This window comes from Pedobacter kyungheensis (genome assembly GCF_000812965.1).
GTDB classification, from domain to species: Bacteria; Bacteroidota; Bacteroidia; order Sphingobacteriales; family Sphingobacteriaceae; genus Pedobacter; species Pedobacter kyungheensis.
Genome location: NZ_JSYN01000002.1, coordinates 226,747 through 251,718 on the forward strand (window position 1 = coordinate 226,747; position 24,972 = coordinate 251,718).

Annotated in this window: 15 protein-coding genes; 4 read left to right on the top strand and 11 right to left on the bottom strand. The window is 41.4% G+C overall.

Going from position 1 to position 24,972, the window contains the following annotated elements; all coding sequences use genetic code 11:
- Window positions 1–83 precede the first annotated feature (83 nt).
- The 4 genes from OC25_RS01790 to vgrG all read right to left on the bottom strand — a co-directional run bounded on the left by OC25_RS01790 (window position 84) and on the right by vgrG (window position 4,291).
- Window positions 84–1,250 (bottom strand): FecR family protein, encoded by a 1,167-nt coding sequence (locus tag OC25_RS01790; RefSeq protein ID WP_039471093.1) that lies wholly within the window; start codon window positions 1,248–1,250, stop codon window positions 84–86.
- 75 nt (window positions 1,251–1,325) lie between these two features.
- Window positions 1,326–1,889: an RNA polymerase sigma-70 factor gene (locus tag OC25_RS01795; protein ID WP_039471095.1), complete on the bottom strand. Its 564-nt coding sequence runs from the start codon at window positions 1,887–1,889 to the stop codon at window positions 1,326–1,328.
- Between the two features lie 294 nt (window positions 1,890–2,183).
- Window positions 2,184–2,483 (bottom strand): PAAR domain-containing protein, encoded by a 300-nt coding sequence (locus OC25_RS01800; RefSeq protein WP_039471097.1) that lies wholly within the window; start codon window positions 2,481–2,483, stop codon window positions 2,184–2,186.
- 17 nt (window positions 2,484–2,500) lie between these two features.
- Window positions 2,501–4,291 carry a type VI secretion system tip protein VgrG gene (gene vgrG / locus OC25_RS01805; RefSeq protein WP_039471099.1) on the bottom strand — a complete coding sequence of 597 codons (1,791 nt, stop codon included), beginning with the start codon at window positions 4,289–4,291 and terminating at the stop codon, window positions 2,501–2,503.
- 355 nt (window positions 4,292–4,646) lie between these two features.
- On the opposite strand from vgrG, the gene OC25_RS01810 reads away from it, so the two are divergent.
- Window positions 4,647–4,862 (top strand): S1 domain-containing protein, encoded by a 216-nt coding sequence (locus OC25_RS01810; RefSeq protein ID WP_039471101.1) that lies wholly within the window; start codon window positions 4,647–4,649, stop codon window positions 4,860–4,862.
- Window positions 4,863–4,869: 7 nt separating this feature from the next.
- Here the strand turns inward: OC25_RS01810 and OC25_RS01815 are convergent, their stop codons facing one another.
- The 3 genes from OC25_RS01815 to OC25_RS01825 all read right to left on the bottom strand — a co-directional run bounded on the left by OC25_RS01815 (window position 4,870) and on the right by OC25_RS01825 (window position 9,265).
- Window positions 4,870–7,038 carry a family 43 glycosylhydrolase gene (locus OC25_RS01815; protein WP_039471102.1) on the bottom strand — a complete coding sequence of 723 codons (2,169 nt, stop codon included), beginning with the start codon at window positions 7,036–7,038 and terminating at the stop codon, window positions 4,870–4,872.
- Window positions 7,039–7,200: 162 nt separating this feature from the next.
- A complete protein-coding gene (locus OC25_RS01820; RefSeq protein ID WP_039471104.1) occupies window positions 7,201–7,665 on the bottom strand; it encodes a phage tail protein in 465 nt (154 codons plus the stop codon).
- Between the two features lie 25 nt (window positions 7,666–7,690).
- The gene (locus OC25_RS01825; RefSeq protein ID WP_167335350.1) at window positions 7,691–9,265 is read right to left on the bottom strand and encodes a phage tail sheath family protein; all 1,575 of its coding nucleotides are present in this window, start codon (window positions 9,263–9,265) and stop codon (window positions 7,691–7,693) included.
- 331 nt (window positions 9,266–9,596) lie between these two features.
- Here OC25_RS01825 and OC25_RS01830 point away from each other — a divergent pair, with 331 nt between their 5' ends.
- Entirely contained in the window at window positions 9,597–12,665 is a 3,069-nt protein-coding gene (locus tag OC25_RS01830; protein WP_245221850.1) for a beta-L-arabinofuranosidase domain-containing protein, read from the top strand.
- Window positions 12,666–13,061: 396 nt separating this feature from the next.
- Window positions 13,062–14,489, top strand: a complete 1,428-nt coding sequence (locus tag OC25_RS01835; RefSeq protein ID WP_039471108.1) for a Gfo/Idh/MocA family protein — start codon at window positions 13,062–13,064, stop codon at window positions 14,487–14,489.
- Window positions 14,490–14,561: 72 nt separating this feature from the next.
- Here the strand turns inward: OC25_RS01835 and OC25_RS01840 are convergent, their stop codons facing one another.
- Window positions 14,562–15,002 carry a nuclear transport factor 2 family protein gene (locus OC25_RS01840; RefSeq protein WP_039471110.1) on the bottom strand — a complete coding sequence of 147 codons (441 nt, stop codon included), beginning with the start codon at window positions 15,000–15,002 and terminating at the stop codon, window positions 14,562–14,564.
- 116 nt (window positions 15,003–15,118) lie between these two features.
- Here OC25_RS01840 and OC25_RS01845 point away from each other — a divergent pair, with 116 nt between their 5' ends.
- Window positions 15,119–15,493, top strand: a complete 375-nt coding sequence (locus tag OC25_RS01845; RefSeq protein WP_039471112.1) for a winged helix-turn-helix transcriptional regulator — start codon at window positions 15,119–15,121, stop codon at window positions 15,491–15,493.
- Between the two features lie 67 nt (window positions 15,494–15,560).
- On the opposite strand, the gene OC25_RS01850 is transcribed toward OC25_RS01845, so the two are convergent.
- From OC25_RS01850 to OC25_RS01860, 3 genes are all read right to left on the bottom strand, one after another.
- Window positions 15,561–17,918, bottom strand: coding sequence for a family 20 glycosylhydrolase (locus tag OC25_RS01850; protein ID WP_209435552.1), 2,358 nt, complete (start codon window positions 17,916–17,918; stop codon window positions 15,561–15,563).
- 11 nt (window positions 17,919–17,929) lie between these two features.
- On the bottom strand, window positions 17,930–20,137 hold the full coding sequence (locus OC25_RS01855) for an alpha-galactosidase (protein ID WP_039471114.1): 2,208 nt from the start codon (window positions 20,135–20,137) through the stop codon (window positions 17,930–17,932).
- A 409-nt stretch (window positions 20,138–20,546) separates the two neighbouring features.
- Window positions 20,547–24,878, bottom strand: coding sequence for a PAS domain S-box protein (locus OC25_RS01860; RefSeq protein ID WP_039471117.1), 4,332 nt, complete (start codon window positions 24,876–24,878; stop codon window positions 20,547–20,549).
- Window positions 24,879–24,972: the final 94 nt, after the last annotated feature.

Genomic DNA, 24,972 nt, shown 5'->3' on the forward strand with positions numbered 1-24,972 from the left:
GCACTTTAAGTCTGGTATTTTTTCATCTTCATTTGGTTAGTTGGTTTAATAGTTAATTGGTTTTATTGGGTTACATCTTCATGCTAACGGGCATGATCGGATTTGGTATAATTCATGACCGTAATCTTTTTGTCGCGGATTGTAAAATAAACTTCATGGGTCATTTCGAGCATTTTAAGTATGCCTGAAAGATTTCCCGAACGGCTGGTTACCACACCAAATTCGAGTTCTTTTAAAGCCGGATTGTCAAATTCGACATCTACATCATACCACCGCGATACCTTTTTCATAATTACATCGAGGCGTTCTTCTTCAAACCTGAAATAGCCGTTTTTCCAGGCCATTACTGTTTCAACATCAGCTGGCTGTACTTTAACCTGGCCGCCCTTAATTACCGATTGTTCATTGGGTTGGAGCAGCACATGGTTTACATCTACACTACCCTCGAGTAAAGTTGTTACCTTTTCATCTTCATCGCTATAGGCGTTAATGTTGAAATGCGTACCATAAACCGTTACCGTTTGCTGGTTAGAAACTACGCGAAACTGGCGGGTTTTATCTTTAGCCACTTCAAAATAGCCTTCGCCATGAAGTTCTACTTTACGTTCGCCGAGTTTTTTAAAACTTGTTGGAAATTTTAATGATGAGGCCGAATTGAGCCATATTTTTGTACCATCGGGCAGGTTTACCTGATACTGACCTCCCCTTGGTGTACTGATGGTATTATAAGCGATTTCGTTAGTATTATTTTCAGCATCTACTACCTGATATTGGAGCTGACCATCCCTGTTTTTGGTAATAATGGCACCGTCGTGCCGGCTTTGTGCTCCAACAGCTAAATCGGATAGTGCAAGTACCTTGCCATTGGCTAAGGTAAGTATTGCCTTATTTTTTCCGGCGGGTATATCTTGCCTCTTCAACACGATCATTGCGGCTTCATCCTTTGCAAAAGGGCGGATAAGCAAATAGAGTCCGGAAATAAATAAAGCGCCAATTAAAGCAGCAGCAACCAATTTTGGCCATAACTGCATTTTTTTATTTACGCCGATTCTTTTGTTGATTTCAGCCAGCATGCGGTTACGATGTACGGATTCGTTTACGGCAAATTCTTCGGGTATAGTGAGTTTCTGATTTTCCTCCCGATTGTACCAGGAAGCAAAGCGAACCTCCTCTTCTTGCGTAATGGTTCCATCGAGCCATTTAGAAGCGAGGGCTTTATAATCATTTTCATTGTGTTCGAGATCGTTCATCTTCAATAGGTTTATACTTACATGTACCCTATGTGTGATGAATCCCTTAGTCGAATATTAAAATATTTTATTTTTTTATAACAAAGTCGTTAAAAAATGATTCAGACCAGCTTTTAAAGTCTTAAGTGCCTTTCCGAGATGAGCTTCTACCGTTTTTTCGGCAATATTGAGGGTTGTGGCAATTTCTTTTTGGGGCATTCCGCGTTCGCGGCTCATTTTGTACACCAGCTGACATTTATCGGGCAAAACAGCAACCAGCTCGGCCAGTTTATCTTTGAGTTCGAGAAAACTTAGCCAGTCTTCTGTTGAGGCATCCGTTAGCATTCTACTGTCAAGGCTATCTCGGTATTTTTGTTCGTTTCTTTTTTTGTCGAGCAGTTTAATTACGCGGTATTTGATACACACAGCCAGGTAAGCATTTAACGAACCCGTAACTTGCAATTCGGTTTTGCGCTGCCAAAGTGAAACAAAAATGCTCTGTACAATTTCTTCAGCTTCGTCTAAATCGTTTATTTTACGCGCAGCAATTTCGAACATCCTTTTCCAGTACCGGTTATAAATTTCGGTAAATGCAGTATGGTTTCCTTCCCTCAAGCAAGATAACAATTGTTCGTCGTTAAAATTTCTATAATCGCGCATAGCAATAACCTCATTAAAGGGACGATTATCTGGTTAGCCTGTAGTTGAGCTAGCCGGATGTAATAGGTTTATTACAATTATAAAAAAATTTAACAATCAATTTCAAACAATAATTTCACGCAAACGTTTGTTCAAAGAAAATAATTTCGCAATCAAGACAAAAAACAATATTTTCAACCAAATCGGGAGTAAAAACGACTATAACCTGCAGTAGTGGCAGAAGTTTCTTCGCCCCCAATTAAGAAGCATATAAAAATCTATCCTTTAAGAATGTAAAGCAGATTTACTGCGGTTTTACCCCCCTATCATTACATTAAATGCGCCCAGCATAATACTTCCACCATGTGCGGTTTGATCGCCCATTCTGGCCGCTGGCATGCCGCCAATCATAACCGTGGCAGATCCCTTAACAATACTATCGGGTGGGCCGACACAAACCAGCATATCGCCTACTCTGGCAGCAGGTAAACCTCCAATGAGTACAGTAGGTTCGCCTGGCCCTACAATCGGCCCGCCAACATGAGGTATAGGCACTGGCCCTGGTGTGGTCATGGGGCATTCGTGAAAATCAGTTAATCTTGCTGCTGGTGGCATATTGCTGTTCTTTTAAGTTAGTTAATCATGATCATGGCACTCTTAAGTGTCAATTCCATTCCGCTTTCTATTTTGGTAACCTCCGATCCTCCGGCAGAAAACTGCATTTCGGCCTGTTGTTTAATGTTCATGCCGCTTATGCTCACATCTCCCCCGCTGGCCTTAACAGATACCCCTTGACCGCCTGCTATGGTTACCATCTGATCAGCCTCAATACTGATACTTTTAGGGCTTTTGAGACTAATTCCACTTGCCGACATGGTAACGTTATTGTTGTTTTCATCGCGAATGGAAATTTCTTTGTCTTTATCGTTAAAAACGATGGTGTTCTGCGCAGGAGTAGCAATGGTTAGCACCTTGTTTTCATCGTCAAATCTGATACTGATATTGGATTTGGAAACAAAGGCTTTAATCGCATTTGTTTCGTTCGGGTTAAGCCCCGTAGCGGGCATTTGTTTTGAACTGCTATACATGCTACCGAGTATTACCGGGCTGCGTGGATCGTCATTTAAAAAGCCCAGTACCACCTCATCTCCTACTTCGGGCATAAAAAATGCGCCGGCACCACTGGTAGCATAAAAATTAGCCAGCCTGGCCCAGATTCCCTGACCTTGCTGATTAAAAACAGGCACATCGACCAGAATGCGGTACTGCGATTCAGGATCATTGTAAATTTGCTTCACCGTACCATTAAATAAGCCCCGACTGGCGCTCAAAATCCCTGATTCGATGTTTCGATCAGGTTTTTCGATCAACCATTCCGGAGAAAGTCCTACTGAAACCGATGTGATCCAGTTGCCATCAGCAATATTATGGGTAACGCCCGAAATAATGTAATCGCCATTAAACCTCACGCCAATTCCGTTTAAGGTAATAAACCTACCCGGATCGACGAGTGAAGTGCCTTGAAATTTGGCTTCGCCCCTGATCTTAGCAAAATCAGCCTGTAACATACGGGCTTTTGCCCAATTGTTAAGCGCCTCGTTTTCCATCCGGGTGGTGGTTTGCAACTGGTATTCGTCTGGGCTGGCTACCTGTGCCAATTTACCCGATGAAATATTACCCGGACCATTATAATGGCCATTTGCTGTTGCAGTATTAATACTTTGTGTGCTATAATCCCAGCTACAGGCTTTTACACTTTCAAGCTGGGTTAAAGCATCCATATTTGCACTAAATGAAATCAATCCGTCACCATAGCGAGCTGTTATTACCGGATTGGCATTAGAATCAGGGGCTTTAACCGATACGACGCCGTTTAATGCAGTAACAATAAACCCGTTCATTCCAGCGAGTGATACCATGAAATCCCAATCGCTTAAATTATATTGTACCTGGCTCGGCCAAACGAAACTGGTTTTGCTTACATCGGCATTTAATGCTCCATAATTACCAATAAGGGTATTCATAATATCGCTATCTTTCTGCTGCAAGAAAGTATTGTTCTTTTTGCCAATCGTCATTTTTACGGCTTCATCCCTGCATTCAACCTCAAGTGCCGAACCAATAAGATCATCAATACGAATAGATTGACCAGTAATAATTCCTGTAAAAACTACAGCATTAACATCATCATACCCCGCTTCGATGGTGATTGGGTTGCCAGGCAAAAAAACGGCTGATGAACTGGCATCAAATGTTCCCTGATCAGCATCGCCATCAAGGATGGTAATTTTTGCGCTGGAAATGTGGTTTACTTTTTTTTCTATTTGTATGGAAAGTACCCGTAAACTATCGGGAATGAGGTTACCTGAAACTTTAACACTGCAGGTAGTTAAACCACCTGAAAGATTTGTTGATGCTGACATTTACTGAGGGATGATTGCTTTAATTAAATGATTAAACCAAATATCAGCAAAAGAAATAAAAAAGGTATGCTTAGGGTTCAACGTATTTTCACCCTTTTTCAAAGTATAGTATCTAAAAACAACCAAATATTGTAAGTTGGCTTATCGATTTAAGAAAACATTAAATTACGCTTTAACTGATGCCGTTTACACCTGTAGGGTCATAAAATGAAAAAATGGTGAAGGAAATTTAAATTACGGGGTAAGTATTGATTTTATGTAACAAACTTGTTATATTCACGAATTCGGAATCAGAATTGATTATCCGGATGCAGATTAATTTATTATTCATATCATACACACCATTAAACGAGCCATGAGAAAAGGGATTGTTACACACATCGATATACTGTTGGGAAAGGGTTTTATCGAAGACGAGAATCAGCAGGATATTTCTTTTCCGCTGAACTATACCCACCACGCAATTCGGACGGGTAGTAGGGTTGAATTTGAAATTGCCCTCGGCACTGATGGTTTGTTTGCCACTGATGTTCAATCTATTGCTTTGAACGAAGCGGTTATGACGGGTTAAACCGGTTTTATTTTCTCTTTAAAGGGTTACTTTGTTGCCACTGTTTTTTAATCTCAGCTGCACCTAACGCATAATCATACATTTTTAAGGAAGCCATAAACCCACTGTAATTCTCGCCTTCATCTGAAGCACCGATAATAAATTTAGCCTGCCTAATTGCCGAGCTTAGTGTCATATTTTGCTGGTTATCCAACACGCCATCAACATAAATTTTTTCTACCATCCCATCGAAAGTAAGCAACAGATGATGCCATTGATTGGCTTCTGGTAGCCTGTTAAATTTCATATCAAAATGATAATCGAGGTGGCCGGCTGCACCATAACCTGCACTGTTATAATACATGGCATTGTAGGAGTTGGCTAAGCGAACAGCATTTCTGTTGCACCACGACATTAAACATTCGCCTGCTTTATCCACTTCAGGGTTTTTAACCCAGGTTGCCACTGTGTACGAACCATTCCAGGCCAGCTGTTGTGGAACTGGCTGATCGGAAACTAAATAGCCTTGGCCAAATTTTAGTGAATTTACGCCATGTTCGTCCTGCTGAACAGTTACTGTTCCTTCACTTTTAAAAATACCGCCTAAAGTACCTGAATTTTTCAGAGTAGTAAATGGTTTATTTGCCGGAACCTGGGTTAAATCCAGACTAAGGAGCAATGCGCCTTTGCTGTTAATGGCCGGACTGTTTACCGAATGCTTATTGCTCAGAGCCAATGGAATTTCGAAAAGTGTATCGTAAACTTTTATATTCCAAACGGCGGCATACAAGCCCTGTTTTTCGGTACCTGTTACGGTTAATTTAATATAGCGTGCTTTTGCATCATGATCATCAATCATCGGGCTACCCGGTGTGCGGTTAGCTGACCGATTTGCAAACACCTTCCAGCTTTTACCATCAATGGAGTACCGCAAGATATACTGATAATAAAATGTTGGAAATTCAAACTGTGTAAACACCCTTTTCACCTGCTTTGCTTCGCCAAGGTCGATAGTTAAATCCTGTGGAAACCGGTTACTTGCAGCCTTCCAGAGGGTGGCATTGTTATTATCGGTTGCCAGCGTTGCCTGATAGGTATAATCAATATTCTGCCCCACCAAATGATAAGCGGATGATGCAGTAGCCGGTTTATTTAATGCAATATTTACCGGAACCTTTTGTTTGGAAGGATTGATATAGCCCGTATTTTTCGGCTCGACAGCTTTAATGGTCGAGTCATTTTCAAAAACCATTTTATCGATGCATACCTGCCTTGAAAGCCCGCCACGTGTCATCGGGTAATCGTGTTTGTGGTAAACGATGTAATAATCTTCACCATCCTGTAACACAGAGTGATGCCCCGGTCCATGCACACTTTTATCAGCATTGGTACTCAGAACCGGATTATTTGCTCCCGGAGTAAAGGGGCCATAAGGTGTATTGGCATAAGCATAGCGCACATTATAGGTTTCATCGTGGCAGGAAGCCCCAGAATACATCAAAATGTACTTGTTTCCCTTTTTCATCATGTAAGCGGCCTCAAAAGGTCCGGGTGTTTGCGTTAAAGGGATATTTTTCGGCTGCTTCATTTCTTTCATGCTTTGCGCATCCAGCTCGCCTACGGCATAGCCACCATTATAATGTACCCATGTACCCCAATAGCCGTAAATTTTACCGTCGGTATCGGTAAAAAACTGTGCATCTAACGAAGGGAAACCTGGTCTGGGATAGTTATGGGCTATAACAGGTTTATCATTTTCGTTTAGCTTTTTCCAGGGGCCAATAGGTGTATCTGATACGTAACCGTAAATATTACAGCCCATTTCGCAATTACCAAAGTAAAGATAATAGCGGCCATTTTGCTCAACAATATCGGGTGCCCAAAAATTAACTAATGGAATGGTGCTAAACGATGGTACATCCATGGTATAATTGTACCAGTTCTCAAAATCTTTACTATACCACACTGTTGGCGCACCCGAAGCCAGCATAATGTTATCGGTAGTGGAATAGATATAATAGGTATCGCCAAACTTTTTAATGGTTGGATCGGCAAAATAACCGGGCAACAACGGATTTAATTTGGTATTAACTGCATGAGGTGCCCTTTCCTGCGCCTCCGTTTTTTGCCAGCCTTTTACCAGCGCAAGTGCTATTAAAAATACAATATTTAAAAAAGGCAGGTATTTCTTCTTCATTTTACATTTAACTAAATGATTGGATGATGATCAAAGATAGATTTTAAACGTACCTGTAACGTTCATAAATATTAACCTGATGTACCTTAATTTTAACTGCGAAAGTAAGGGAAGTGGTGTTTCAGTTAGGTATTTGGAGCACAAACCCGATGAAGTAAACAGTTAATGTCCATTTGTAATGGTCATTTGTTCAAATGCAATTTCGAGGCTTTCAATGGCTATTTCATTTCCTTCTGATTTAAGGTCGCTACCACTAACTTTGGTTGGAAAGGCATTATTAAGTTGCCACTGCATGGTAATGTTTCCTGTTTCATCTAACAATTTAATCAATACGTTTCTTCTTTTAACCGTATTCATTTTAATTTCAGCATACCAATCCCAAAAAGTATTATCGTTAACAAAAATGCCTTTCTTCATGGTTACATTGCCATGTTTAGCCAAACCCGGCATTTTTTCGACAGAAAATAACGGGTTGTTGGTTTTGCGGTATTCGATAAGCTGACTTTCGGCTTCAAGACCAGATACTTCCTGAAATGAAATGCCTTGTAATGTTGTGCCTAAATCTACCTCAAACCTGAATTTGGGTAGCGGCCATGTTGCGCCCTTTGTGCTTCCATCATCTGCCATAATTATATATTTTAACTTTAATAAATTAACTTTTCTGCATTTGTTGTTGAAAAGTGAGTACGATAAATTCTGCCGGCCGTACTACTGCTACTTTTATAACTACATTCATAAACCCGTTCAAAATATCATCGCCTGTCATGGTAGTTCCCAATCCGCAATCTACCGAAAAAGCATCGGCAGCACTGGTACCCTGCAGTCCACCCTGTTTCCATATTGAGGTTAAGAAACTGCCAATTGTAGCCTTTACTGCTTCCCAGGTATTTTTATCGTTTGGCGAAAAAACATAAGCTTGCGTAGCCATTTTGCATGATTGTTCGATCATAATCATCGTTCTTCTTACGGCAATATAACGCCAATCCTGACTATTCCCATCCAGCGTGCGTGCCCCCCAAACCAAAATACCTATACCATTAAAGAAACGGATAGCATTGATAGATTTACCCGAAACATCTACATTAAGCGAAGCCTGCTGAGTATCTGATAAACGGATAGGCAAATTTACCACCCCTACAATTGAAGTATTGGCCGGAGACTGCCATACCCCTTCCTGGTTATCTACAGTGGTGATTACACCGGCCATGCCACCACTTGGAGGGAGTACGTTTGCCTGCTTCAATACCTGATTGATGATACCCGTATAAAGTTTACTGGCATTTAATAAAGCATTGTTGTATTGCACTATGGTTAACGGTGCCGCACCCTGGTTTTCTATCTGCTGTAAGATTGCAGCACAAACAGGATCAGGATTCTCTGGTGGATTGAGTATTGGCGCCAGTTGTTTAACATCGCCACCGAAAAGGTTGGTATAGTTAATATCGGCATTTTGCATGATTGTGGTACCGATAAAAGGATAATAAGCCACGCCGTAATTTAAGCCTTGCATCCCCGTACTTTGCCTGAAGGTTTCAATAGCAGCGCTATAGTTTAAAGGATCGGGATTACCTGCGCCAATTATATCAAAAATACAAATTGCTGTTTGCATGGCTTCGCTTTGCGCCAGCATACTTTGCATCAGCGTAGCATTTTCTGATACCGGCAACAAAGTTGCTTCAGGGCAAATGTACATGGTGGGCTCCTGCTCACTTTTTAAAAGCTCGAGTCCATGTTGTAACTCACTTAATAAAACATTTGGATTTACAATCTGCTGTCCCACACCAGTGGGCTGACCTGAGGCCTGACCATAAGTACCTACCGAAACAATGTAGGCATCGCCTCCCCCATTCTGGTAAAATAACCTGATGCTGTTATATAGATAATAAATGGTATTGGGATCGGGTAAAACGGAATAATAAGCACTATTAATCAAAATATAATCCTGATCTGCCGGCATGCTTTTTTGCTTTACCAGATAATACTGCGGGTGATATTGTACCGCCGGAATGGCCGGAGGTGCAGGATCAGGGTAACCATAAATGGCCATAAAATCGGCAAAACTGGTAATTTTAGTGGCTACATTGGTATACGATTTACCTTCGTACATGGCCTGTGGCGTATAGCCTATAAATGCCGGAACAGCTGTAGCCACCTGAACTACACTGTTCGGAAAAGCACTTTGCTCAGTAATGTAAACACCAGGAGTTTTAATATTAGATTCGATCATAGTTTATTTATAGTTATACTGATTTGAATAACACCTCAGCAGAAAGCTTATCAGCACGAATATCAGCAAAAAGAAACAGAAAGACAGAAGGAGAATGAAACGTATTTTCACCCTTTTTTACTTTCATTTCAACAATTGGTAATCAAAGACATTAATTATATCACCTTGTTAATATCCTGTAGCCATTAGCTAAAAAAGAAGTATAAAAACATCGGGCTTGTTTTTAATTTTATCAGAAATTTGAAAACAGCCGAAATGCTGCAAAAGGTTATTTTTCACCGATAACGCAATTGCAGGCAATAAGCTGGTTACTCCCCATCTTTCAATTATTATGATGAAATTATATCAGCAACTTTTGTGTTCAGTTTTATTTATCAGCCTGCTAACCCCAATTACTCCCGTTAAAGCACAAAACGGCGATCAGATATTGGATGGAGTTGGCGAAACAGCCATGAGTGCACGCTATAAATTTAACGGCGATACAAAAGACTGGTCGCGCAATAACCTGCATGGCAAACTTTTTGGCACTGGGGCCAAATTTGTAAATGATAGTCAATTCGGGCAGGTGCTATCGCTTTCTGGCGAAGGCAATTCTTTTATTGCCCTGCCGGCAGAAGTGCTCACAGATATGGAATCGATCAGTATTACCGGCTGGGTTTATTTACGATCGAACCAGCGCGGACAACATTTATTTGATTTTGGACAAGATGCTACCAAACATTTTTCGGCATCACCCACAGGCAGCAATGCGCAGGATGGTTTTCAGGCAGCTATTACCACAGCCAAAGGAATAAAAAAGGCAGTATCGACCCAATCCGTGCCACTTAATCAATGGGTAAACCTGGCCATCGTGGTTGATATTCCTTCCAAATCAATCACTACATATATTAATGGTAAAATAGCTAACGAAACTAAAGATATTCCGCTCGATTTAACGACAGTATTCGCACAGACACAGAAAGATAAAAACCTGCTTTACATTAGTAAATCATTACTATCAACCGATCCTTATCTGAATGCCTTGATACATGATTTCAGAATTTACCGTGTTCCGCTAAGCTTCAGACAGGTTGGTAACATTTACCGCAATGCACTTAAAAGCGGCAATGAAAGTACCGTAAACACCACTGCAAAAAAAGAAGACAATCTTCAGCAATTTTCGCCGGCTACGCCGCAACTCTATAATGCTTATTTAACCAAAGTTGCAGATGTAGCTGTGGTTACAACTGTTGGTAATTTACCCCGTTTACCGGCCAATATTGACGGTACTTACCGCGAAGGAAAAACCGGACCAAAAGTACGGGTGATATGGCCTGCTCCTACCGATAACAGCACTGTTTTGAAGGCTGGTCAATATACGATTACCGGGCTGGTACCGGGAACAAACTTAAAAACTACTGCTACTGTTACAGTTAAAGAAGCTGGTAAAGCCGTTTTACCCGCCTTAAAGCTAGAACCCTTTGGTTTAGATCAGGTTACCTTAAAAACCAATATAGAAGGAAAGGGCACCAGTTTTACCAAAAACCGCGATAAATTTATTGAAACACTGGCAAAAACCGATCCCAATTCGTTCCTCTATATGTTCAGGCATGCTTTTGGTCAAAAACAGCCTGAAGGTGCAAAGCCACTTGGCGTTTGGGATAGCGAAGACACGAAATTAAGGGGCCATGCAACAGGCCATTACCTTTCGGCCATTGCACAGGCCTATGCGGGTACGGGATACGATGCGGCACTTCATGAAAATTTCGCCAAAAAAATCGATTACATGGTTAATACCCTTTATGATTTATCGCAGTTATCGGGTAAACCCCAAAAAGAAGGCGGGCCATATGTAACTGATCCGGCTGCTGTGCCCGTAGGACCGGGCAAGACTGCCTTTGATTCTGACCTGAGCGGAGCGGGAATAAGAACAGATTACTGGAACTGGGGTAAAGGATTTATCAGCGCTTACCCACCCGATCAGTTTATTATGCTGGAGCAAGGCGCTAAGTATGGCGGTCAGAAAAACCAGGTTTGGGCACCTTACTACACATTACACAAGATTTTGGCTGGCCTGATAGATATTTACCAGGTAACAGGCAATAAAAAAGCGCTCGAAATTGCCACTAACATGGGCGACTGGGTAAATGCACGCCTGAGCAAGCTGCCACAAGAAACGCTGATTAAAATGTGGAATACCTACATTGCCGGCGAATATGGGGGCATGAACGAATCGATGGCGCATTTGTACCAGATTACCGGAAAAGCCGAATACCTTAAAACTGCCCAACTGTTTGATAATGTTAAGGTATTTTTTGGTGATACCACGCATATTCATGGCCTGGCTAAAAACGTCGATATTTTCCGTGGTTTACATGCCAATCAACATATTCCGCAAATTGTGGGCAGCATCGAAATGTATCGGGCTTCTAACAATCCTGAATACTATAATATTGCTGATAATTTCTGGCATAAAATGATTAGCGATTATATGTACAGCATTGGTGGGGTTGCCGGTGCACGGAATCCGGCAAATGCCGAATGTTTTGTGGCCCAACCGGGTACTTTGTACGAAAATGGCTTTTCGGAAGGCGGCCAGAACGAAACCTGTGCCACTTACAACATGCTAAAATTAACCGGCGATCTTTTCCTTTTCGATCAGCGTGCCGAATTTATGGATTATTACGAACGTGCCTTATACAATGATATACTGGCCTCAGTAGCCGAAAATAGCCCCGCTAATACCTACCATATTCCTTTAAGGCCGGGATCGGTAAAACAATTTGGAAACGCCGATATGACCGGTTTTACCTGCTGTAACGGCACTGCGCTGGAAAGCAGCACTAAGCTCCAGAACTCCATTTATTTTAAGGCTAAAGATGATAAAGCACTCTATGTAAACCTGTTTATTCCTTCTGTTTTAGACTGGACTACCCGCAAAATTAAAATTACACAAACAACCGATTTCCCCAAGGCTGACAATAGTCGCTTAACGATCCAGGGCAGTGGTAAATTCGATGTGAATGTACGGGTACCGGGTTGGGCTAACAAAGGCTTTTTTGTTAAAATAAACGGCATAGCACAAAAAGTTGATACCAAACCTGGCACTTACCTCACTTTAAGCCGCAGCTGGAAAGATGGCGATGTAATTGAGCTGAAGATGCCATTCACCTTTCACCTTGATCCGGTAATGGACCAGCAGAATGTTGCAAGCTTATTCTATGGTCCGGTGTTGCTTGCAGCCCAGGAGCCTGAAGCCAGAAAAGACTGGCGCAAAGTTACACTGGATGCTGCCGATATCAGTAAATCGATAAAAGGGAATCCGGCTACACTGAACTTTACCATTGATGGGGTTAACTTTAAACCATTTTATGATACCTATGGCAGGCACTCGGTTTATCTGGATGTTACGTTAAAGTAGTTCATTGGTCATTGGTTTATTAGTCAATAGTTCATTAGTTAATAGTCCATGGTCGATAGCCTAAACTGCAAACTGATAACTGCAAACTGACAACTGATTATTGGTTTATTAGTCAATAGTTTATTGGTCAATAGTCAATAGTTTTTGGTCGATAGCCCAATCCAACTGCAAATTGAAAACTGCAAATTGAAAATTGATAACTGATAACTGATAACTGATAACTGATAATTTACCAAAATTGTTACACTCCATCCAGATTGCGAAAAAATATAATTTACATCGATTGAAATTAAAATATCGCTTCGTTATAAACTATTTTAGTGAGCCCAGTAAAGGCTGCCAGTACCAACTTTAATTGTGTTTTTGCTATCTTCAACGCTATAACCAACATATAACATGAGCGATAGTAATTATTCAAGAAGAAAGTTTTTAACCCAAGCCTTACTCGCCTCAGCCGCTGTGGCAGCGCCGGGCTTCTTATTTGCAAAGGGGCAACCTATCCCCCGTTTTGCGGCAGGAGAAAAGGTTAACCTGGCCTGTATTGGCATTGGTAACCGTGGTGGCGATATTATCCGCGAGCTCTATAATACCGGATTGGCCAATATTGTTGCTTTATGCGATGTAGATATGGAAGCACCGCACACCTTGCCTATTCTTAAAATGTTTCCAAATGTGCCCCGTTTTAAAGATTTCAGGCAGATGTTCGATAAAATGGGCAACCAGATCGAAGCTGTTTCTATAGGCACACCAGATTTTTCACATTTCCCGATTACCATGATGGCCATAGGCCTGGGCAAACACGTATACGTTGAAAAACCAATGGCTCGCACTTTTAACGAGGTTGAACTGATGATGAAGGCTGCGAAGAAAAACCGTAAAGTGGTTACCCAAATGGGTAATCAGGGACATTCGGAAGCCAATTATTTCCAATATAAAGCATGGGTTGATGCCGGTATTATTAAAGATGTTACCGCCATTACCGCACACATGAATTCGCCACGGCGCTGGCATGGCTGGAACCCTAAAATCACCTCCTTCCCACCTGCAGAAACACCACCATCAACGCTCGACTGGAATGTATGGCAAATGCAAACACAAGGCCATGATTATAACAAAGATTTTGTAAATGGCCAGTGGCGCTGCTGGTTTGATTTTGGTATGGGAGCATTGGGCGACTGGGGAGCACACATTCTTGATACTTCTCACCAGTTTCTCGATTTAGGCCTGCCTTATGAAGTAGATCCGATAAAATTGGAAGGACACAATAATTTCTTTTATCCGATGTCGTCTACCCTATCGTTCAAGTTCCCTAAGCGTGGCAGCATGCCACCTGTTGAAATTAAATGGTATGATGGTATCGATAACCTTCCTCCAATACCTGCAGGTTATGGTGTACAAGGATTAGACCCGAACATCCCGCCACCAAGCAACGGTGCAGCTACCTCTGCCAAGCTAAACCCGGGTAAGATTATTTACGGTAAAGATTTAACTTTTAAAGGTGGTTCGCATGGCAGTACCCTTTCTATTATCCCCGAAGAAAAGGCTAAAGAAATGGCTTCACACTTACCGGTTGTGCCACCAAGTCCGTCAAACCACTTTGCCAATTTCTTAAAAGCTTGTAAGGGTGAAGAGAAAACACGTTCATCTTTCGATATTGCGGGTCCTTTAAGTCAGGTGTTTTGCCTCGGTGTACTGGCCCAGTGGACAGGCGAAAAAATCGTTTTCGACAGGAAGAAAAAAATCATTACCAGCAGTAAAAATGCAAATGATTTATTGGTTGGTCCGCCACCACGCCAGGGATGGGAACAATATTATAAAGTATAACTTTCATACTAAAAATACAAAAGCCTTTAAACCGTAAGATTTAAAGGCTTTTTGATTAGGTCAATACTTTAGTTAATTGTTTAGCGATCTTGCTTCAATGATCAAAAAATAGCCTGTACGCTCACTAATCAACCATTTACCGGCTGTATTAATATATACATCATCATACCTTACACTATAATCGGTAATATTATCTTTTCCATCCGCTTCGCGTACCATTTTAATCTGCGAAAAAGAAGTTCCTGTAGCCTTATCTCCATCTATTTTAACGGTATGCTGCCCGTTAAGTGTAAAATAAGTTTTTACCAGCGCAGCATGCCCATTGAATTCTTTTTCGAGCACATCAGTGCCCGTGGTACTGGCAATTTGTGTACCATTCATATAAACCGTATAAGTTGCATCCTTCGTAAACAATGCCATTACTTCAGCAATCTTTTTTTCGTCGCCCAAATAAGCATAATCATCAATTAAATTCCTTAATTCTTCTTTCGTTTTTAAAATTTCCAGTGTCATGTTTTTTGTATTTATGTTTTAAAATCTATTTGTTATCACCAAAATTACAGTACATTTACTAACTTTTTATTAGTAGTTACCTAAAGGTTAGCAAGTTATTTTTTAGAAGTATTTTTATGACAACACAAAGCGATAATACCGAAGTGAATAAAGAATTTACAGAAGAGTGCACCACAATGCTTGCGGCAGTAAGTGATGCTTTGTATGCAATTGGTGGCAAATGGAAACTCATGATTATCATTGCCATGGCAAGAGGAAATAACCGCTTTACGGAACTTCAACGAAAAGTAAGTGGCATTTCTGCAAGAGTACTCTCCAGTGAGCTCAAAGAACTTGAGCTTAACGGTTTTATAGTAAAAAAAGTAACTTCAGGCTATCCGGTAACCATTGAATATGAATTACTTCCCTATAGCCACACGCTCGAAGAACTGGTTGGTGCAATGACCAGATGGGGCATCCAGCACAGGGTAAAGATTAAAAGTGAGCGTTAATAAGGAGAGATATTTAAATTGAATTTAAAAGATCTCTCCTGCTTGTAAGAAAAGGCAAAGTAAACTATTATAAACCCGCTATTGCCGATTCATTTAATCGTTTATTGTAAACCTTGAGATCAGATATCAATCCGTAAATACCTTTATTGGTATCGCCTACCTGCTTTAAAGGAAATACCAGCGTTTGTATGCGGTTCATTTTATCTTTGGTATTGGTAAAACTGATTTTTTTTCCTTCCATTTTTTGCACCAGCTTTCCGTCTACATAAATCCAGGTACCTTTCTCATTACCGGTGATTACAATTTTATAAGCTTTGCCAGCTTCAAAGTTAAAATCGAAAACATCGGTATAATTCTCGCGACTAAAACCCAGTTTTAAACCATCCTGTTTAAGCAAATACACATTCGCATTATCTGATTTAAACAGGGTCACACTATCAACACTTGCTGTTGGTACTTGCAAAGTAAAGGCAACGCTATACGGATAGCCAATTTCATGTAAAGGCAAAGCAATAGATCTGGCTTGTTTTCTAACCAGTCGATCTTGGTAAACCAGCGAATCTGCCCCAATAACAGGAACTATAGCCCGCATGTTCAGTCCCGGTCCTTCCCCTACATGTGTAGCATTTTGTGTAAAATTATCCCAGTTAGACTGATTGGTTTTACCAGTCCACATTTTCTCTGCCAGCACCTGCATGGCCGGAAAGGTTCTTTGGTGCACATCTTTCATGGTAATTCCATTTCCCACATGGTCATTCCATACAGCAAACATACCGCCTCTGATTTTAGGATGCCCCATCGGAAAGACTACATTGCCAATCTGATTGGGCTCCCAACTATTGTAAAGCCGTTTAACATTCAGAAAATCATAATAATAACCGGCAGCAGGCACAATATAGAGCCATCCATCAGGCGTACTGATCTGATCGTAACCCAAACGCACCATTTCTTTAGGTTCTGCATAACCATTGTACCAGGCATTCATGGTCACATCATCAGCAGTTACAGGCGTTGTGCCCTGAGCATGGGTTAATGCGCCCCAAAGGCGTACCCTTTTGCCAAAGCCTTTTACATACCTGATATAATGATCGGTAAATGCCCTGAAACTTTCAGCCTCCTTTTTGGCATATTCGTCGGTACCGATGTGTACTTCAGCGCCTACAAAAACCGGATCTTTTCCGCCAATATATTCTTTAAAAATATTATCAATCACTTCGTAAGTTTTAGGATTACTGATATCTAAATGATCCATCCCATAAGCCTTACTTCCAATTTCGGGAAACACTTTGGTAAAGGCCAGTGAGTGCGCAGGCACATCAATTTCGGGGATAATGCGTATACCATACAGTTGTGCGGTTTGTTGCAATTCCTTAAAATCGGCTTTGGTATAATAACCATCTTTCGAAGTTAGTGCAGGGTAAGTAGTACTTTCGAGCCTGAATGCTGAATAGGTTTTACTCCAGTCATCGCCAAAAAACTGTTTAAATCCATTATCATTCAAGTGGATATGAAAATCGCCCATTTTATAATAGGCCATCATTTTCACATAGTGCTTCAGGAAATCGAGCGTAAAAAACTTACGGCCTACATCGAGCACAAAACCCCTTACTTCGTATTTAGGGTAATCGTGCGTAACACCTTTAACAATCTGGTTATGTGCCGGATCTTGCTCCAGCAATTGCAAAATGGTTCGGGTAGCCCAAAAAGCACCTTTGTAATACGGGGCATTAATTTGAAGCGTTTGATCGATATTAAGCGTATAACCTTCTTCTCCAAGATTTTGCTCTGCCGCATTAATATGGAGCACAATATCACCTGCTTTAGCTTTTCCAGCACCAATACTTAACGTTTTATAACCGGTTAATTGCTTCAGGTCTTTTAATAAAATTTCAGCTGCCGGTGTTAAAAGCTTTTTAGCTTTCGGGTCAACAATGATTCTGCTGTTTGCCAGCAATTTGAAATGACCACTTCCACCTTTCCACTCCCGCAAAGCAGGAATAACAAAGGGTTGTGCATTTTCTCCGGTTTGGGGGTGATATTTCCCGGGCACTTTAACGGTCTGCTGAAATTCGTAAGCACGGTTATTTTCGGTGTTCCTTAGCCTCAACACCAACTCAACTTCGCAATCGGTTAAGGGCTCATAAACTTTTCCTTTTACATCTATTACCGGTTTTCTGCTCGATCCATAGAGCGAAAGTGTATAGCCATAAGCCGGTTTAGGCAGCACCAGCTGGCGGGTGCCAGGTGCCAATTGACCAGGAATAGACAGACCTGAAATAACTGTTTTAAATGCTGTAGAATCGGCAGCAGTTAATTTTTGTTCTTCCTGGGCCTGCATGCTATTGCCCATAAATAGCGCACAAAGCAGCGCTCCGGTTATCTTTACGGCACTGATTTGCTTGTTTAAACTTGTTGTTAATTTCATAAAATATACTGTTATAAGGTAGAAGGTTTAGTACTGGCTAATCCTTCAATTACAAACCAGGTATAGCTCTCCGGTGCTATGGTAAAAGTCAGGTCAATGGTATAATCTCTGTTTAATTTATAGTTTTTAAAGCTGCCTTCTTTTTCTTTAACCTTTGCCATGTCGGTTAAGCCGGTATAATACAAAGGCACTTTAATGGTTCTTGTTATTTTTTCTTTGGTAGGGTTGTACAACATCATTAACCCTTTTTCTTTCTGATCGGGGTTAACATGTAATATGCCATCCCAATCGCGACCATCGGCACGGCGTAAGTGGATTACATCCGAATTGAGGATATTCCGGTACTTTTTGTACCAGTTAATTACGCTTACAACGGTTTGTTTGGTTTCTTCGGTATCATATAAACGCGGACCACGATAGCAAGCTTGAACACCAGCACCATAATACTGCATCATTAACTGCTCATAATCTTTTAAGTGCTCGGCAAGCGGTTCTAATGTTGCCGCACTGCCTCCACCCTGATATTGTGTAAGTGGCACAAAACCCCAGCCCATCGATGGTGTTTTAATCCAGGTGGCGTCAAAAATATTCTGACGGTTAAGTATTTTCTGGTGATCTCTGGGCAAAGAAAAATTCACCTCGCGATAGCCTAAAGCAATTTTATGGGTACCATCTAAAAAGTACCAATCCGGGGCATTAATGTATACCCCTTTTTCGTTAAGCCAGGTATATAATTCTTTCTGTATTTCCATTTGTTTCCATTGCGAATCATCTAAACCGGTATGCCCCGGGTGTGTGGTTGAAGCGCATACATCACCAGGATAAGGGCCATCATTCTCCCAGATATCGAAACCGGTTTGGGTATAGAAATTTTTAATATTATCGCGATACCAAAGCCCCCATTTACTACCAAAACAAGGTGCATGACCAAAAAAGGCACCTCCTGGCTTGCCGGTCTTAGGGTCAACCACGTCGTCATCCGGACTTATACTTCTGGAGCTAAATAAAGAATATCCCCCGATTTTAATATTTTTACTGTGAGCATAATCGGCTAGGGCTTTCCATTTTTTAAGGTTTGCCTGCGTGGTATCTTCCATGTTTAAGTTACTGCCAAAACTAACAATAAGTGCTTCGTAACCTGTGGCTGCACACTGATCAATAGCGGTACGTACCTGATTTTCATTCTTCGATACCAAATGCATAAATATCGGATTGGCCGAGGTCCATGGGGCTACGGTACGGTACATTTTCCGAACAGCCAGCCCGCGGCTTTCCCTGTCATCCCTGTTCATCAGCAATTCATGCGTGCGAACGGAGTTCAATGTAGCTCCGGGCTTTAATTCAATCCCTTTGGCTTTTTCGGGATAAATTTCTAAAAGTACAGGCGTTTGGTAACGGTAATGTACCTGCGAGGTATAGGTAGAATCGGCTTTCCAGTGTGTGGTTTGATCACTATTGGCATAATTCATCGAATTATTAAAGGCGTAATTGGTTTCAAAATAAATTCCGCTGGGTTTCTTCATAATTTCGAAACTCCCTTCTACCGAACTTTCTTCTTCTACCATGCCCAAAACTTCATTCACCACCTGATCTATTTTAAACAGTTTGGCTCCTTTATTCTCAACCTTTAACGACTTAACCATTAGCGGAATACCATCATAAATTTCATATATCACGTTAACTTCCAGCCCGCTAAGTTCTTCTGCCTGTGGCTTGTATAAAAAGGAAACTGTTTTACCAGTCGCGGGTTTGGCCGCCAGCGACCAAAAACGATTACTGTTCCATTTTATGCGCGGTGTAATGGGCTTAACATCATAGCTAACATATTTAAAATCGGTTGCGCCGGCTTTAAATCCATCAACCCACTCAGGCAGTAAATAGGCTTTTTCTGTTTGCCCGGTTAGTCCGCCTATGTTGTATGTTTTGCCGTTAATGGTTAAACGGGCTTCTTCTCTAACCGATCGTAATAACTGTTGTCCGGTACTTAAATTGGTATAACCAGTGCAAGCCAAGTTGGGCGAAAGCCTGAATACCCTTTTCACGAGTCCGTTTTGTAAAACAAGATCTTTTCCATCGGTACTTTTAATCACCTGGGCTTTGGCAGCTACAGGCTTAACCAGCCAATCCTGCTGTATTGGAATATTTTGCGTAAATGCCCTGGGCATCCCGCTAAAAATTAATGGCGTTAATAATAAAATCGGTAATTTTCTAAGTTTCATTTGTGTTTGATGTGTTTACTAATTGTTTAGTGTATCTAAAATAATAAAGATCGGTGACTATTCTGCAAACCTGTTTGAGACAGGATAAAAAGCTTTGATATATACCTGTTTAAAAGCTTGTTGAAGGCTATGATTCGTACACATGGATGGGATATTTGGTTGATTTCAAATAGCGCTTTTTTATTTGTTTGAATGTTTAATTATTTCATCAAATCATTGAGCGATATTGGCATGATGGAAGATCAAATTAAAAACTTTTTGACCTAATAAACCTGCTAAAAAATGCTAAATACCGATGCTATTTTTGCCTTTTGATGCTTAACTGTATTTGATGATAGATTTTGCAGAAACCAAAAAAGCCCCTAAATCTCAGATTTAAAGGCTTTCTTTTTTAAGCGGTTAAAATTTGTTATTGAATATATACCTCCAAAATTGGAAGCGCAGCTTTAATTGCCAGTTTTAGTTCATCAACTACCTGCGGGAAAGCAGCATCAGAACAGGAGATATTTTGCAGCTGTCCGCTAATCCAGGCCAGATTTTCAAGACCTGCAGAGCTCGACATGCCGTAAAGCCTGTGCGCCAGCGAAATTACGATCTCGCAGTCTTCAATACCGATTTGGCGGTCTAGTTCTTTAAGCGCAGCATGCAACTGATCAATTGTTATTCTGATAATTTTACGGAGCTTTACCGTATCGCCCTTAAAATATAAATCCAGCTTGCTGACATTAAAATGTGATCTCGGTGTATTTCCATCATCATTTTCTTCGCTAAGTGGATCGGCAGGCCGTACCAGCCATTTATCGAGTATAGTTGCAATATGTTCTTCTAAAACCGGTTTGGTAATAAAATCATCCATACCGGCTGCAAGGCTTTTTTCTCTTTCACCCTTTACATTTGCCGCAGTTAAGGCAATTATAGGCACCCTTGTTTCCACTTCTTGCGATCTTATTTTACGGGTACATTCGTATCCATTCATTTCAGGCATCTGGATATCCATAAAAACAAGGTCGAAGGTTTGTTGCAGACAAAGCTCAGCGCCTAAAACGCCATTTTCTACCTCAGTTACCATACTTCCCGGCGATAATTCTTCCAGCAGCGAGCGCGTAAGAAACCTGTTCACGGCATTGTCTTCAATGATCAAAAACCGGTAATTCTGGTTCTGCCTCTGGCTGGCCAAAGCAGCGTAAGGCCTGTTTTGATCAAACGCTTCGCGCGTCCTTATTCTGGTTAAGGCCAGATAAAGATCGTTCATTTTGATCGGTTTGAGCAAACGGTTATCGATGTGCAAATCGTTGCAGGCTTTTATGATCTTTCCATCGTCTGATGAGCTATGCAAAAGAATTAAAGGAATTTCCCCAACATCATCAGAAAAATTCTCCCTGATTTTGGCAGCGGTTTCCAGGCCATCCATATACTGCATGTGGTAATCCAGCAAAACAGCATCGTAGGTTTCTTCACCAGCCAGCAGCTGAAGCGCCTCGAAACCATTTTTAGCATGGTCTGAGCCGATATTTTTCAGCGCAAGCATATCGGTTAATATAGCCCGGTTATTGTCGTTATCATCCACAATCAGCACTTTGCTGATGCTTTCCATGCCCATCCATTCAATCAGCCCTCCCTGCTCTGCACGGAGCTTTACATCAAAATAGAAGGTACTTCCTACGCCCGGCTCACTCTCGAGATTTAGCCGGCTTTCCATCATGTGCAACAATTTATTGGAGATGGTTAAGCCAAGGCCCGTTCCACCGTATTTTTTGGTGGTAGACGAATCTTCCTGAGAAAAAGCTTCGAAAATTTTAGCCTGTTTGGCCTTTGCAATCCCGATACCCGTATCCCGTACAGAAAATCTGATCAGGTGATGATCTTCTTCGCTTTGCAATGATTCTATTTTAAGCTCAATTTCGCCCTCTTTTGTAAATTTGGCTGCGTTGCCCAGCAAATTGATCAATACCTGTTTCAGCCTGATGGCATCAGCCCAGATAAATCTCGGCAGATCGGGATGGAGGTTTAACAGCATCTCCAGATTCTTGGTATGGATCTGATAATTGGTTATATCGCTCGCCTGCCAGGCCAGTTCATAAAGATCGCAGCGGTCTACATCGAGCTCAAACTTACCAGCCTCGATTTTTGAAAAATCAAGTATATCGTTAATGATTCCCAACAGTGAGTTTGCCGATTGATGAACAATTTTCAGGTACTGCTGCTGGGTACCGTTCAACTGTGTTTTTAATACCAGATCTGTAAAACCAATTACCCCATTAAGTGGTGTTCTGATCTCGTGGCTCATGTTGGCCAGGAATTCTGATTTGGCAAAATTGGCAATATCGGCACGTAACCTGGCGGCAGTTAGCTCCTGGCGGTGCTGCACTGCGGCAGATATATCGTGCGTAAAGATCATCATGCCACCGATAGCTTGATCTGCGGTATACCATGGGGTCATTTCCCAGGCAATATGTTGCATATCTTTATTTAACGGATCAATATAAATGTCTTCGTCTTTTTTAATTGTCCGCCCCTTTAAAACCTCCTGATGCACATCTTTACGCTCTTGCGAAAGTTCGGGGAACACTTCGTAATAAGAATAGCCTTTAATGCTGCCTTCAATTTGCGTATAGGCTTTTATCCAGGTACGGCTCGCGATCAAAAACTGCATATTGTTATCAACCATGGCCACTGATGCGGGGGCATTTTCGATAAAAGCCAGCAAAAGTGCTTTTTCGAGCGCCAACTCCTGTTGAATCGCCTCTTTATGGGTAATATCTACCGAAATACCGAGATACCCAACCGTTTCGCCATTGCTGTTCTGAATAGCGGTGATAGATAGTGATACCCGTACCCGCTTTGCGTCTTTGGTGATAAAGGTGAAAATCCTTTCCTTCTCAGGGCTATCTGCACACTGCGCGTAAAAACCAAAACCCGAAACTTCAGTATTGCCGGCAGAACTGAAATCGGCACAAATTTCTTCGACCTCCTTCTCGTCATGAAATATAATCGGGCTTTGTTTGCCAACCATTTCATCGGCTGTATAACCCAGCATCCGTTCTGAGCCTTTATTAAAAACTGTAATTGTTCCTTCAAGATCGGTTGCAATAATACTCACACCAGTAGCTGCAGAGAGCACTTCATCGAGCAATTTCTTCGATTCTATAACTTCAAGTTGCGCACGTTTATGCACATCAATATCCTGCAGGGTGCCATACATCCTCACCGGAACGCCGTTTTCCATTTCAGCTTTACCTATGGCCCTGACCCAAATATCGCGACCTTTGAAATCGGTAATCTGGAGCTCCTCATCATATTCCTTGCCACTGCGCAGACATTCATCAATAACTTGTTGTAATTTATCTCTGTTGGGGCCTGGCGGATAAAAATCAATAGCATTATCTATGGTAGGGATAAAACTTTCAGGTACGTTATGGATTTCGCGGGTTATTTTTGACCAATGGAGTTGCTGATCTTGAAGATTAAGCTCCCAACCCCCGATCCTGGCCAAACTGCTGGTTTCTTCGAGCTGGTTTTTGGTATGGATCAAATCGGCTTCCAGTTTTTTCTGGTCAGTAATATCTACAGCATTACCAACGATGTAAGGTTCGCCCTGGAGATCTTTCTGGAGGATATTAGAATATAGCCATAAGCGTTCCTCGCCGGATTTACGCTTAATAATCATATAACCAGTAGAATGCCCCTTTTCAACTATATCTTTTAAATAGTTGCGTAAATTTGGATGTCTTTCAGCTGGAATAATATCAAAAAGGCTTTTGGTAATCAACTCTGACCTGCGGTATCCGAGCGACCTGGCTCCGGCGGGATTTAGCGAAATCAGGTTTCCTGCTACATCATGGGTACACATTAATCCCTGCGAGCTTTCAAAAAATGCTTTTAATTTCTGCTCGCTCACCTTTAAAGCCTGGTTCTTTTCCATTTCGGCAGTTACATCCCTGCCAATGGCGAATACATCACCATTAATTTCCTCAACCGTAGCCGTCCACTCAATCATCCTGAACCCACCATCTCTTGTCGCTACCTGATGCGTAGGATCATCTCCCTGTACACGATTTTTCAGATTGCTCCAAATGCTGCCAGCTTGTTCTAAACCATCTTCAGGAACAATATCAAGGATTGTTTTATGGAAAAGTTCCTGCTCAGTCCACCCCAATTTTTTATCGAAACTCGGGTTCATCCGCTTAAATTTCAGATTCCGGTCCAGAATACAAATCAGATCGTCTGATTGCTCGAAAAGCAGACCAATATTCCTGTTTTCAGCTCTTTTAAGCCTACCCTGAATGAGTGAGGTAATCCCTTCGGCCAGCATAGCAAGCAACTTTTGCTGAGCAGCTGTGATATTTTTGGGTACCGTATCCATAACCGATAAAGCTCCCAATACAATCCCGTTTTTATCTTTTAACGGATAGGCGAAATAACACCTTATCGTTTTTTCATCTCCCAAATCGGGATGATCTTTAAAACGTTGATCAAGAAAGGTATCCGCTACTAAATAAACTTCACCTGAAATGAGGGGATATTCGCAAAAGCCAGCGATTGCAGCTATTTCTGTTGCAACCAGGCCCTTCACTGCTTTATGCCATAACCGGGTACCATCTGAAAAGGAAATGGATGCGATTTTACATTCGCAAATCAAAGCAGCCATCTCAGCAATCCTGTCAAAATCGCTTTCACGCTCCCTCCCTATGATCTCGTCACTATAGGATTTCCTTAAACGTATGGTTAGATCTTCTTGCATTCCAATAATGTTTTATTTAACGGCACTTATATACCAGGCCTACAGATGGTGGTTACCGCTTAAAGATGTGAAAAAAATAGCAACTGCGCCACAG

Excerpts from the sequence above, each read along its gene's own strand:
- OC25_RS01790 (WP_039471093.1), bottom strand. The coding sequence starts at position 1,250 with ATGAACGATCTCGAACACAATGAAAATGATTATAAAGCCCTCGCTTCT.
- OC25_RS01795 (WP_039471095.1), bottom strand. The coding sequence starts at position 1,889 with ATGCGCGATTATAGAAATTTTAACGACGAACAATTGTTATCTTGCTTG.
- OC25_RS01800 (WP_039471097.1), bottom strand. The coding sequence starts at position 2,483 with ATGCCACCAGCAGCAAGATTAACTGATTTTCACGAATGCCCCATGACC.
- vgrG (WP_039471099.1), bottom strand. The coding sequence starts at position 4,291 with ATGTCAGCATCAACAAATCTTTCAGGTGGTTTAACTACCTGCAGTGTT.
- OC25_RS01810 (WP_039471101.1), top strand. The coding sequence starts at position 4,647 with ATGAGAAAAGGGATTGTTACACACATCGATATACTGTTGGGAAAGGGT.
- OC25_RS01815 (WP_039471102.1), bottom strand. The coding sequence starts at position 7,038 with ATGAAGAAGAAATACCTGCCTTTTTTAAATATTGTATTTTTAATAGCA.
- OC25_RS01820 (WP_039471104.1), bottom strand. The coding sequence starts at position 7,665 with ATGGCAGATGATGGAAGCACAAAGGGCGCAACATGGCCGCTACCCAAA.
- OC25_RS01825 (WP_167335350.1), bottom strand. The coding sequence starts at position 9,265 with ATGATCGAATCTAATATTAAAACTCCTGGTGTTTACATTACTGAGCAA.
- OC25_RS01830 (WP_245221850.1), top strand. The coding sequence starts at position 9,597 with ATGATGAAATTATATCAGCAACTTTTGTGTTCAGTTTTATTTATCAGC.
- OC25_RS01835 (WP_039471108.1), top strand. The coding sequence starts at position 13,062 with ATGAGCGATAGTAATTATTCAAGAAGAAAGTTTTTAACCCAAGCCTTA.
- OC25_RS01840 (WP_039471110.1), bottom strand. The coding sequence starts at position 15,002 with ATGACACTGGAAATTTTAAAAACGAAAGAAGAATTAAGGAATTTAATT.
- OC25_RS01845 (WP_039471112.1), top strand. The coding sequence starts at position 15,119 with ATGACAACACAAAGCGATAATACCGAAGTGAATAAAGAATTTACAGAA.
- OC25_RS01850 (WP_209435552.1), bottom strand. The coding sequence starts at position 17,918 with ATGAAATTAACAACAAGTTTAAACAAGCAAATCAGTGCCGTAAAGATA.
- OC25_RS01855 (WP_039471114.1), bottom strand. The coding sequence starts at position 20,137 with ATGAAACTTAGAAAATTACCGATTTTATTATTAACGCCATTAATTTTT.
- OC25_RS01860 (WP_039471117.1), bottom strand. The coding sequence starts at position 24,878 with ATGCAAGAAGATCTAACCATACGTTTAAGGAAATCCTATAGTGACGAG.